We start from the raw sequence: 12,882 nt of genomic DNA, 5'->3' as shown, positions 1-12,882 counted from the left end.
AGAATGCGGATGTTGTCCGCTGCTTTGTTTAATAATTTGATTGGTGTCATCGGTTATATAAGGTAATTAATTTACATGTGTACAAAAGTAGGAAATAAGCCTGTAATATTGAAACTAAAGTATATGAAATGTTATATAAATATAAGTTATACAGTCGTTTATATTATGCCTTGCCTACAATAAGATATCTAAATATCAAGGCCTGTTTTATCTATAAGATGCTATTAATCAGTTTTATTGAAGATAAACCAAACCTCCGGTTCAGCTATTTACTTACTCCAGATTTACAGCAAGACCACCTGTAGAAGTTTCTTTGTAAAGACTAGGCAGATCATGTCCCGTCTGTTGCATCGTGCGTACAACCTTATCAAAGCTGATAAGATGTTTTCCGTCCGATAGCATGGCAAATGAACAAGAATCCAAGGCCCGTGCCGCAGCAAAGGCATTACGTTCGATACAAGGTACCTGAACCAGTCCGCATATAGGGTCGCAGGTAAGTCCAAGGTGATGTTCCAGACCCATCTCAGCGGCATATTCGACTTGCTGCGGGGAGCCTCCGAATAGTTGGCAGGCTGCTCCTGCGGCCATGGCGCAAGCGACACCCACCTCTCCCTGACAACCGACTTCGGCTCCTGACACAGAGGCATTCGTTTTCACTATATTGCCTATCAATCCGGCTGTGGCTAATGCCCTGATTATCTTTTGGTCACTGAAGTCGTGATTCATCTTCAGATGGTATAGAACAGACGGGAGTACCCCGCAGGAACCGCATGTAGGTGCTGTTACGATAATATTCCCACTGGCATTTTCTTCCGATACGGCAAGCGCATAGGAGTATATTAAGGCGCGGCTTCTCATGGAGCCCTGATAACCTTTGGCTTTAATGCTGTACATGGATGACTTGCGTTGCAATCCGAGGCCACCCGGGAGAAGACCTTCGGCATCCATTCCTCTATGGATAGCAGCTTCCATTGTTTTCCATACAGTCAGTAAATATTCGTAAATGTCTTTGCCTTCGGTATCTTCCACATATTCCCAGAATGTTTTACCTGTTTGCTGACACCATTCCAATATTGTATTCATGGTGCTTTTACCGTACAAAATTTCTCTTTTGGTTTCGGAAGTACCATCCGATAAATCTCCGCCGCCTATGCTGTACACTATCCATTCCTTTACAGGTTGGCTTTTAACGATGGCTTCGAATTTCATACCGTTTGTATGGTAGGGAAGGACGATTTCGGGTTGCCATACTATTTCTGTGGGAAATGGAAGAAGTGTATTTATTATGGCGATATCTGTCATGTGCCCTTTACCTGTGGCGGCGAGACTGCCGTATAGTGTTACCCTGAATGAGTCGGCATACTGGTTTTCGTCTTTAAATTTCTGGGCCGCTTTTTGAGGAGCCATTGTGTGGCTACTCGAAGGTCCATGACCTATTTTGTACAAATTGCGAATAGATTCCATCGGTTTACTTTATTTTGTATAATATATTTCAGTTGATCGTGTCCATATTGTCAAATTGAATTCCTCCTAACGAAAGTATGATATTAAATATTGTTAAACATATTCCGGTTGATTTTCATATAGATAAAGTAATATCAATTTAATATAAACTATAATGAATTCTATGACTTATTGTATTTTATATTTTTTATCTATGATTATTTAATGTTGGAAATGTATTAATACGTTAATATCCAAATGATTATTTTTTATTGATTTGGAATAATAAAAATAGTCAAATTTACCGTAATAAAAAAAGAAAATCATCGCTTATAAAAAGAAGTGATATTTAAATATAAAATTCTATGTTGTACAACACGTTTTTTGACAACAGAAGCTCAAAATGTATAAGTATTTTTACAACGTTTTTGCGAAAACAATCTTCACTTAGCCTTTTATAACCATGAATTGAGATACATTCCTAAATTGTATCTTGGAGTTAATCAGGGGGTAATTGATTTTTTATGATTTAATTACTCCCTGAGAACTCCTGAAGTGAAGTACTGAACACTATGAAACGATTTAATAAAGAATAATTTAAATTAATAACTAAAGTAATATTATGAGTAGTACTGAGAAAAAGAATTATTTGTTACCTATTATTATGATGATCTTCCTGTTCGCGATGATCTCATTTGTAACGAATCTTGCAGCGCCGATGGGGGTTGTACTGAAAAACCAGTTCGGAGTTTCCAATGCCATGGGTATGTTGGGTAACTTCGCTAACTTTATAGCATATGCTTTCATGGGTATTCCGGCCGGTATTTTGCTATCGAAAATCGGATATAAGAAAACTGCACTGATCGCTGTTGCTGTTGGTTTTACAGGAGTAGGAATACAGTATCTTTCGGGTGGTGCCGGAAGTTTCGTTGTCTATCTGTTAGGTGCATTCGTTGCAGGATTTTCAATGTGTATGCTGAATACAGTTGTGAATCCGATGCTGAATACGTTAGGCGGCGGCGGAAAGAAAGGTAATCAGTTGATCCAGGTCGGAGGAACATTCAATTCGTTAAGTGCTACATTGGTCCCTATATTAGTAGGTGCTTTAGTAGGTGAAGTGGCAAAAGCTAACATCACTGATGTATATCCGGTAATGTACATTGCCATGGCTATCTTCGCGGCGGTATTTATTGTATTGTCTATGGTTCAGATACCTGAGCCTCATATGGCTAAACCTGCTGAAAAAGGAGTTAAAGATAAATACAGCGCTTTATCGTTCCGTCACTTTAAATTAGGAGCAATTGCAATCTTCGTATATGTGGGTATTGAAGTGGGTATACCGGGAACATTAAACTTATTCCTTGCGGATGCAACCAGAGGTGGTGGCCTTGATGGTACAACTGCCGGCTTTGTGACAGGCACTTACTGGTTCCTGATGCTGATAGGCCGTTTTACAGGAGCTTCCATCGGAGGCAAGGTGTCCAGTAAAGTGATGTTGACCGTTGCTTCGGCCGTAGGTCTGGTATTGGTATTACTGGCTATATTCCTGCCTACAACCCAAAATATTTCTATGCCTGTATTTATGACAGATCCTGCTACAGGTGCTCTTTCATTCGGTATGACCCAGGTTCCTATTAATGCTATGTTCTTGGTATTATGCGGATTGTGCACATCTGTAATGTGGGGAGGTATCTTTAATCTTGCAGTAGAAGGTCTTGGTAAATATGTTGCGGCTGCATCAGGTATCTTTATGATGCTTGTTTGTGGTGGAGGTATCATGCCGCTTCTTCAGAACGCTATTGCCGACAGCGTAGGTTATATGGCAAGTTACTGGGTGGTATTCGCCGGATTGGCTTATATGCTGTATTACTCAGCTATCGGAAGTAAGAATGTAAATACAGATATTCCTGTAGAATAATATTCCAGGAAAATTTTACTAAATATAGGTTGGCAGCAGGCAGAAATGTTTGCTGCCAATTTTTTATGTGAGATTCCGCAAACTTTATACATATAATAAAGCACCGGTGGTACAGACGCTTTTTATTATAAGTTGATATAATTCATAATTTATAACTTATCATTAAAAAATATACCTTTGTACACTCAAATTAATAAATGATTCATGCAAAAAGATATAGACTTACGCATTACGCCAGAACAGGCGTCAGACATAGAAAAAGTAAGACGCATTTTTTCAAGTCAATCCGGTATTCCGCTTAAAGATATAAATTCGGTGCGTATTCTCCGCCGTTCGATAGATGCCCGGCAGCGGAATATATTTGTAAACCTCAGGGTGAGGGGATACGTGAATGAAGTGCAAGACGATCCAGCTTTTGTAAGTACCTATTATCCGAATGTAAAAGGTTGTCCGCAGGCTATTGTGGTAGGAGCGGGGCCGGCAGGATTATTTGCAGCATTGAGGCTGATTGAATTAGGTATATGCCCTATTATAATAGAAAGAGGTAAGAATGTCCGCGACCGGAAACGTGATACGGCATTGATGAACCGTGAACATGTGGTAAACCCTGAATCGAATTATTGTTTTGGTGAAGGCGGTGCCGGAGCATATTCTGATGGTAAGCTATATACCCGTAGTAAAAAACGGGGTAATGTGGAAAAAATATTGAATGTCTTTTGTCAGCACGGGGCGGAACTGTCTATCCTTGTAGATGCGCATCCGCATATCGGAACAGACAGGCTGCCCGGTATTATAGAAAAAATGCGTGTACAGATTATCTTATCGGGAGGCGAAGTCCATTTCGAAACCCGTATGAATAAACTGATAATTGAAAATAATACAGTAAAAGGGATAGAGACGGACAATGGAAAAACATTTTTAGGACAGGTTATTCTTGCTACCGGCCATTCGGCTCGCGATGTTTACTATATGCTGCATGACCAGAAAATAAAAATAGAGGCCAAAGGTTTGGCTGTAGGATTCCGTGTTGAACATTCATCGCACCTGATAGACCAGATACAATATCATTGCAAAGAGGGCAGGGGCGAGTTCCTGCCGGCAGCAGAATATAGCTTTGTTGTTCAGGCCGGAGGCCGTGGTGTATATTCTTTCTGTATGTGCCCGGGGGGAACAATAGTTCCATCGGCCAGTGGCCCCAAACAAGTGGTCGTTAATGGTATGTCGCCGTCGAACCGTGGCTCCCGCTGGTCTAACTCGGGAGTAGTGGTTGAGGTTCATCCCGAAGATTTTCCGGAATACGCAAAATACGATGAATTGTCCCTGTTGAAATTTGTAGAAGATTTGGAAGAACTGGCATGGCTGCACGGAGGAAAGACCCAGGTAGCTCCTGCGCAGAGGCTCTATGATTTTGTAAATGGCAAGAAAAGCGAATCTCTGCCTGATACATCTTATGCTCCCGGGGTAATATCGTCACCTATGCACGAGTGGATGCCAAGGTTTGTTTCCTCGCGCTTACAGGAAGCGTTTAAGAAAGTGGGAAACAGCTATAAAGGTTACCTGACGAATGAGGCTATACTTTTAGGTGTAGAGAGCCGGACTTCTTCACCTGTCCGTATTCTCCGCGACAGAGAAACAATGCAGCATATAGAGATAGAAGGCCTTTATCCTTGCGGCGAAGGAGCCGGTTATGCCGGGGGAATTGTTTCGGCGGCAATGGATGGAGAGCGCTGTGCGGAGGCTTTGGCGGAGAAAATAAACGGAAGCAATAAGCCTACCTGAAATAACTATACTATACAAATTTATAACTCGCAGCTATTTTTATGCTGCGAGTTATAAAATTTAAGTTAATGGTATGGGTATGTCTTTAAATTATGACATGCTTAATTTAGCCATTCATTAATGGACCGAATATCCAGCTGGCTATGGTCAGGTATATCATCAATCCCGTTACATCGACTATTGTGGCTACAAACGGAGCGGACGATGTCGCCGGATCTGCTCCTAAACGCCGGAGTATAAATGGCAGCATGGAACCTATCAATGATCCCCAAAGTACAATGCCTGTAAGGGCAAATGATACGGTGGAGCCTACCATGATCCAATGTTCACCATAAAGACTGGGGAATATAAGATGCCATACATAGATACGAAAGAAGCCTATGACCCCCAGTATAATCCCCAGACTAAGCCCCGAAACTACTTCGCGGCGGAATACACGCCACCAGTCCCGTAGTTTGACTTCTCCGGTAGCCATAGCTTGGATAACGAGTGTAGAAGCCTGTGAACCACTATTACCTCCGCTCGAAATCATCAATGGAAGAAACAGCGCCAATACTATCATTTGTGCCAATTGTTCTTCATAATATTGCATTACCGAGGCAGTGAGTAGTTCCCCTATAAATAAGATAATCAGCCAGCCAGCCCGTTTCCATACCAGTTTGTGGACGGGTAAATCCAGATAAGGCTCGTCCAGGGCCGATGTACCCCCCATCCGTTGCATGTCTTCCGAATATTCTTCATCGGCAACCCAGAGGATATCGTCTATGGTGACGATACCCAGTAAAATGCCGCCCGAATCTATTACCGGAAGGGCTACACGATTATTCATCTTAAATATCTTTATGCCCTCTTCCACAGGGTCCGGGGCATTCAGAGAAATAAGCCGTCCGTCCATAAGGTCGGTTATAGGTGTTTCCGGATCACTGATAAGCAATTCTTTTATCCGTAAGTCATCTATCAGTACACCCTTATCGTCGAGTATATATATTACATCGATCGTTTCAGAATTTTTTCCATTCTTACGGATGTACTGTAAAGCCTCTTCTACAGTATAATCTTTGGATATCGCAAGAAAATCGGGTGTCATCAGGCGCCCTATACTGTCTTCCGGATATGAAAGGAGGGTAAATACTTCTTTTCGGTCTTCGGGTGTAAGCAACGAAATAAGGCGGTGCTGTAGTTCCTGATCTTTTAGTTCTCCGAAGAAAGCAGTGCGGTCATCGGGAGGTAATCCGTTAATAATTTCGGATATTTTTTGTCCCGGAAGTTTTATGATAATACGTTCCTGTGTGGGTACATCTAATATCCTGAATACATTTACTGCCCTGTGGAGACTTAAAGTGGTAATAATCAACGGGGCATACTCAGGTAATTCGTCTATCAGATCTTCTACATCCGAAATGTTCAGATCGTCAAGAAAGATGCGCAGCATGGTAACATCACCTGCTTCAATCAGAAGCTTGGTCTGTTCTGTCAGTTGTTCGATATTCTCCTTCATCCATAAGATAAATTATAAGGTGGATAATACAAAAACAGTTCTGTCTGTGATTCTGTTTTTGGGATGAATTAGCTTTCACAAATTTGCGGTATTATTGATATTGTCAGCAACGTCATTATCCGTTTGCGAAATGCGGCTGCAAAGATAATATTTTTTTGCAGTATCAGGGTATAATGATAAATTTTTATCCCAATGCCGGATATTGCCGTTTTGGGAGAAGTTTATCGATATAAGTAAAAAATGAAGAACTGTGAATTTTACCCTGTTCGTAAATATGCTAATTGAATGAATAGTCGAAATAAGGATCTGTTTAAATTTTAACCGGATATTTTTTATATATCTGAATATTTTAAATGAAATAGTGTTATATTTGCAACGTAGTTTCATTTATAATGTTGTTGCAAATATGGGTATTGAACAAATATTAAAATATCACAACCTGAAAAATACAGGTTGCCGTAAGTTCATAATCAGTGAGTTGCTTAATAATAATTCAGCTTTGTCAGAGAATGAAATTAAAAAGGCCTTACCGGATTTATTCGATAGAGTTACATTTTATCGTTCCCTGAAGACGCTGGAAGAGAAGAATATTATCCATCGTATTGTCCTGCATGATTCTACGGTTAAATATGCCCTTGATAAGGAAGCCTTACCCAAGGGAGAACATGCTCACTTTCATTGTATAAAATGTGATGTGGTAACATGTCTGGAAACAGAGGTTCAGGCGCCGGTTGCCATGCCCGAGGGATTTTCTGTAGATTCGGTAGAGGTCTTACTTGAAGGTACATGCCCTGATTGCAAAATATAAGAGCCTGTAGCCGGATATTTAATTATAAAGAAATCAAAAACATATTTACTCAAAAATAAAACAGTCGGATGACTTTTATGAAAAAGATATTATTTATACTATTCTTCTCTGTTATTTATCTTCAGCTTTCGGCCCAATCAACCTGCTCATTATCGGGAAAAGTGACAAACCGTAATACTGGGACACCGATAGAGGGGGCTGCTGTTTCAATAATAAATACGGCTGTGGGCGAATTGACCGATAGCCTTGGTGTTTTTAGCTTTTGTCATTTAAAAGATGATAATTATACTCTTCTTGTAAACTATATAGGATATGAAACCGATACTGTTTATGTGGGAATACATAACGATACACTTCTCGATATTCGTTTAAAACCTTTGGCTGTAGAACTCGGAGAGGTGGAAGTTTCGGCAGGATATATAGAACCCGTTATAAGGCAAATAGACTATGATAAACCATCTACATCTTTTAATAAGATGTTAAGTGTTTTACCGGGTGTAGCTACCATGAATATCGGAGGAGGTACGTCAAAACCTGTGATAAGAGGGCTGAGCGGCAACAGGGTAGCTGTAATAAACAGAGGTATTGGCCAGCAGAATCAGCAATGGGGAGCCGACCACGGCATAGATATGAACCTGCTGGATATATATAATGCGAGTGTGTATAAGGGACCAAGTTCATTGTTGTTAGGTTCGGGTACTACAACCGCGATAGAGATACAGTCATATGGCTTTGAAAATAAGGATTTCTTCAAAGGTGAAGCACAATTATATGGTGCGTCGAATAATGATTTATACGGGGCCGGGCTTACTGCCAGATGGCAAAAGGGCAACTGGTTTTTGCAAGGTGCTTACAATTATAAAGATTATGCCGATTACAGGTTACCCGCCGAAAAAGCGGACTATGAGTCGCAGGAAATTGCTTTCCCGGACAAACGTTTACCCAATTCAGCGGGGAGGGAATATTCACTTTCGGGAACGGTCGGTTTCAGGAAAAAGAATGTGACTACATATATGAATGTAAGTAACAACTACCAAAAGAGCGGGCTTTTTGAGTTGGAGGAAGATCATTCCGGCCATGATCATGGTGATGCGGATGATGACCATGATAATCCCGATCATGATGCAGATAATTCACACCGGAATATAACTATGCCATACGCTACTGCAAATCATTTTGCGGTAACGAATAATACAGAGTGGAAAACATCGGCGTTTCGTTTGTCTGTAAATACAGGTTATCAATATAACCATCGTCGCGAATACGAGCATTTTCACGAACATTATGAAGGACAGCCCGAGCCAGGGACGGACGATGATATTGCAGTAGATTTCAAATTGAGGACATATTCGTCCAATGCCCGGCTTTTCCTGGATGAAAAGGAGAATTGGACAAAAACCATCGGCGCAAGCGTAGAATATCAGCAAAACAGAGTAGGGGGCTTCGAGTATTTCCTGCCGCGTTATAATCAGATATCAGGTGGATTATCTTTTATAAATACATTCCGCTTTACAAATGAATGGCTGTTCTCAGCCGGAGCGAGGTATGATTTCGGAAATATGGATGTCACAGGCTTTTATGATAATACTCTGGCTACCTACCTTAAAGAACAGGGATACGGTGAAGAGGTCGTGAGACAATACGCGCAGCGCGCCTATGATGTTGACCGTAACTTTGGCAGCTGGTCGGCAAGTGCAGGACTGGCATATACACCGTATTTATCTGAAGGTCTAACATATAAGGCAAATGTCTCCAAAACTTTCCGGTTTCCTTCGGCCAATGAACTTGCAGCAAACGGTGTACATCACGCAGCGTTCCGTTACGAGATTGGTAATCCTGAATTGAAAGCAGAGAACGGTTATACACTGGATTTAGGCTTAAATTATGATAACAAGGCGGGTTTTTCCGTCGAATTCAGTCCCTTTGTAAATTATTATTCCAATTTTATCTTTTTACAGCCTGTGGAGGAAACACCTGTATCGCTCTATGATGATAAGCCTTATCAATATTCTCAGGCAAAAGCGATATTTACAGGAGCAGAGTATAAAATTACATGGTTACTGCTCAGGCAACTGGAATTTTCTTCTGCCGGAAGTTTTGTGCTGAATAAAAATCTGGATGACCATAATCCCCTGCCTTTCGCCCCACCTTTGACAATGACCAATGAGATAAAATACTTAAAAGATACAGGTAAAAGGAAAGGACTGACATATTATCAATTATCAGCCTCCCATCAATGGTATGCAAAGCAAAGCCGGGTAGGTTTTGATGAAGCAAAAACAGCCGGTACCAGTTTATTTCATGCGGGTGCGGGGTTCGATTACCGGTTTACTCCTAAGTTTGCTGTTAATTTCAGTCTGCAGGTGCAAAATATATTTAATACGCGCTATCTCAATCATATAAGCCTTTATCGCCGGTTGAATATACCCGAGCCGGGAAGGAATATACAAGTCTTTTTGCGCATTCCGTTCAATGGCTGATAAGCCTGGATTGCCAATAATCTAAAAAAACGTTTAGCTGTGGCCTGTAACTCGCAACTTTATTGTATTTTCGTAATTGCAATTTTAGATAATATGTAATGAGGAATTTTTGCTTGTTTATTGTTACGCTTATTCTGTTGACCGGCCTGTATTTTTCATCATGTGCAAAGGTTGAGGGTGATGAGACAGAACCACCTGCGATATCAGATGTAAGGATTAATAAGAATGATACGTTGATGTACGGTAATCTGGTCATTAAGATGAATGATAGCCTGAATGATAATCCAAATAGAATGGATACGGTAATAGCCACTAAATGGATGTATATATATGCCCGGTTTACGGATAATGAGGCTTTATCTACCTTTAAAGTGGAAATAAATCCTGAATATAAAGATAAGAGAGGACGGGAAAATGTGAAAGACTCCATAATGCCAATAGTCAAGCTAGGGCAAATGATATTTAATCAAAAAGATATAACAGTATATCGTAACAGGTTGCTTCAGATACCCGACACCATTACCCGAACCCGTAAAGATGGAGATGTGTCGGTTATGGATACACTGGTCTTAAGTCAGAAGATCTATGATATGAAAGTGGCAGTGATAGACAAAGCCGGAAATGGAGATTCTATTATGGACTACAAAGTTGTATTAATGAACCGGAAGTCGTTGTATGACGTAAGAGTCGGACAGAAATAATATTGTATTAAATAACTGGAAGCATGAATCTTATCCGGATTCATGCTTTTTTTATGCATTTATGCTCGGTAACTTTATCTATAATCCGTATTTTTGCGGCGACAATTTATTTTATTAACAAATTCTAGAAAAATGAATCGAAAACATTTTAAGGAAAGACCGGTCTACCGTTTCAAACGCTTTGTACGGAAGGCCTACAGTGCATTCAACAGTATGCACAGAATTGTAAACATCGGAGTGGTAAGGGGATGTGCTATTTCATTCCTTACTGTATCTACAATTACTGCACAGACTACTACCGATGGCGAACAACAGCAAAAAGTATTGGAAAAGGAACTCGATGAAGTGATGGTCACGGCATCCCGGGTAGAGACTCCGATCAATCAGACGGCAAAGCTTGTTACGGTAATCACAAAAGAACAAATTGAGCAGTCGCCCGTCCGCAGTATTCAGGATCTGTTAGTCTACGCCGCTAACATAGACGTAGTTCAAAGAGGCGGACACGGTGTACAAGCCGACATTTCGATCCGTGGCGGATCGTTCGACCAAAATGCAGTACTCCTCAACGGAGTAAACCTTTCAAACGCCCAGACAGGGCACTACAGTTTCGACATTCCCATCAATCTTTCCGACATCGAACGCATCGAGATCATTCATGGCCCGTCAGCTCTTATTTACGGTTCGAGTGCTTTCTCCGGAGGAATCAACATTATCACTAAGAAGAATACGGATTACAAGGCCTATGCCAGTGTAGGATCCGGGATGCACAAACTTCGGGGAATGGAAGTGCGTGGTACGGCAAAAACGGGTATGACAACCAATAGCCTGTCGGTAGGCTATAATTCTTCGGATGGTTATATTGCAAACAGTGATTATGATATTTATAACGTATTGTGGCAAACACGTTTCAGACTCAAAAATGAATCGAAACTGGACCTGCAGCTGGGATATAATGATAAAAAATACGGTGCCAATACATTCTATTCTCCTAAGTTTCCAAATCAGTATGAACGAACCAGTACGTATACGGGTTCTCTGAAAGGGGAGTTTGGTTCCAAGCTAAAAATAGTCCCGATTATTTATTGGAACAGGCATCACGATCAGTACGATCTGGTGAAAGATACCGATTACGGGCGGAATTATCACCGCAGCGATACTTACGGGGCTAACCTTATTTTCTCATACAGGTCGAAATTAGGGAATACCAGCCTTGGAGGTGAAATACGCAGGGAAGATATTATGAGTACCAACCTGGGAATGCTTATGGTTGAGCCACACCGTAAATATACGAAATATGACGACCGGACAAATGCCAGCGTATCACTGGAGCATACCTACAGCATAGAGCAGTTCGTATTATCCGCAGGGGCACTGATGAATCATAATACATTACAAGACAATCAATATAAGTTCTATCCATCGGTAAGCGCGACTTACCGCCCTACGGATAAAGTAAACATATCGTCGTCGTGGAGCAAGTCAACACGTGTGCCTACCTTTACCGATATGTACTATAAAGCACCTACGCACATCGGCCGGAATGATCTGAAGCCGGAGAAATCGGAATCTCTGGAGTTAGGCATAAAATATAAAGATAATCTCTTCAGTGCATACCTTACAGGCTTTATACAATGGGGTCGGGATATTATCGATTGGGTGAAAGAGAACCCGGCAGATGAAGCATACACTGCATGGAATTTAAGTAAAATAGATACTAAAGGCGTGGAAATGGGAGCTAAATTCCGTATCGGAGATATACTTCCCGCGTTGGGCGGTAAATCATCACTGGCTTTGGATTATATCCGTATGCATCAGGATGGGGATACGAAGGGCCTCATATCTATCTATTCGCTGAACTATTTGCGGGATAAGTTTACGGCAAAATTCAATCATCAGATATATAAAGGACTCTCAGCAGGCTGGTATTTTCGCTTCCAAAAGCGGATGGGCACTTACGAAAAATATGAAAATCTGATAAAAGTGGGTGATGAGCATTATCCTGCATTTTCAACCCTCGACCTGAAATTGAACTATGAATATAAAGATGTGGTATTCAATCTGAATCTGAATAATCTTTATGATACACATTACTTCGATAGGGGAAATATACCTCAGGCCGGCTTTTGGCTAATGGGAGGTATTAGTTATACTTTCAGATAGTAATGCCAAAGAATAGTCAGAACTTTCTTCTATATAATTAATTCAAGTTGCTATTTATAGAATTATCCAATAAAAAAGGTCAATCCCTTAACTTT

The 12,882-nt window shown here is 40.8% G+C and carries 8 protein-coding genes; 6 read left to right on the top strand and 2 right to left on the bottom strand.

Features of this window, described 5'->3' with window-relative positions:
- Positions 1-273: 273 nt before the first annotated feature.
- A complete protein-coding gene (locus ACFO6W_RS23520) occupies positions 274-1,464 on the bottom strand; it encodes an L-serine ammonia-lyase (protein ID WP_380001111.1) in 1,191 nt (396 codons plus the stop codon).
- Between the two features lie 601 nt (positions 1,465-2,065).
- Here ACFO6W_RS23520 and ACFO6W_RS23515 point away from each other — a divergent pair.
- Both ACFO6W_RS23515 and ACFO6W_RS23510 read left to right on the top strand, forming a co-directional pair.
- Positions 2,066-3,361 carry an MFS transporter gene (locus ACFO6W_RS23515; RefSeq protein ID WP_380001109.1) on the top strand — a complete coding sequence of 432 codons (1,296 nt, stop codon included), beginning with the start codon at positions 2,066-2,068 and terminating at the stop codon, positions 3,359-3,361.
- A 204-nt stretch (positions 3,362-3,565) separates the two neighbouring features.
- Positions 3,566-5,140 carry an NAD(P)/FAD-dependent oxidoreductase gene (locus ACFO6W_RS23510; RefSeq protein ID WP_380001107.1) on the top strand — a complete coding sequence of 525 codons (1,575 nt, stop codon included), beginning with the start codon at positions 3,566-3,568 and terminating at the stop codon, positions 5,138-5,140.
- Positions 5,141-5,246: 106 nt separating this feature from the next.
- Here ACFO6W_RS23510 and mgtE read toward each other — a convergent pair whose 3' ends face one another.
- Positions 5,247-6,638: a magnesium transporter gene (mgtE, locus tag ACFO6W_RS23505; RefSeq protein ID WP_380001105.1), complete on the bottom strand. Its 1,392-nt coding sequence runs from the start codon at positions 6,636-6,638 to the stop codon at positions 5,247-5,249.
- Positions 6,639-7,044: 406 nt separating this feature from the next.
- Between mgtE and ACFO6W_RS23500 the strand changes: the two genes are divergently transcribed.
- The 4 genes from ACFO6W_RS23500 (at position 7,045) to ACFO6W_RS23485 (ending at position 12,787) form a co-directional block, all read left to right on the top strand.
- Positions 7,045-7,446 carry a Fur family transcriptional regulator gene (locus ACFO6W_RS23500; protein ID WP_380001103.1) on the top strand — a complete coding sequence of 134 codons (402 nt, stop codon included), beginning with the start codon at positions 7,045-7,047 and terminating at the stop codon, positions 7,444-7,446.
- A gap of 77 nt (positions 7,447-7,523) precedes the next feature.
- Positions 7,524-9,926 (top strand): TonB-dependent receptor, encoded by a 2,403-nt coding sequence (locus ACFO6W_RS23495; protein ID WP_380001101.1) that lies wholly within the window; start codon positions 7,524-7,526, stop codon positions 9,924-9,926.
- 98 nt (positions 9,927-10,024) lie between these two features.
- Positions 10,025-10,627 carry a hypothetical protein gene (locus ACFO6W_RS23490; RefSeq protein WP_380001100.1) on the top strand — a complete coding sequence of 201 codons (603 nt, stop codon included), beginning with the start codon at positions 10,025-10,027 and terminating at the stop codon, positions 10,625-10,627.
- A 132-nt stretch (positions 10,628-10,759) separates the two neighbouring features.
- On the top strand, positions 10,760-12,787 hold the full coding sequence (locus ACFO6W_RS23485; protein ID WP_380001098.1) for a TonB-dependent receptor plug domain-containing protein: 2,028 nt from the start codon (positions 10,760-10,762) through the stop codon (positions 12,785-12,787).
- The last annotated feature ends 95 nt before the right edge of the window (positions 12,788-12,882 follow it).

The organism is Dysgonomonas termitidis, from assembly GCF_042654545.1.
In the GTDB taxonomy this organism is placed as follows: domain Bacteria; phylum Bacteroidota; class Bacteroidia; order Bacteroidales; family Dysgonomonadaceae; genus Dysgonomonas; species Dysgonomonas termitidis.
Note: the sequence above shows the minus strand (reverse complement) of the source record. Positions and strands in the feature narration are given on the sequence as shown.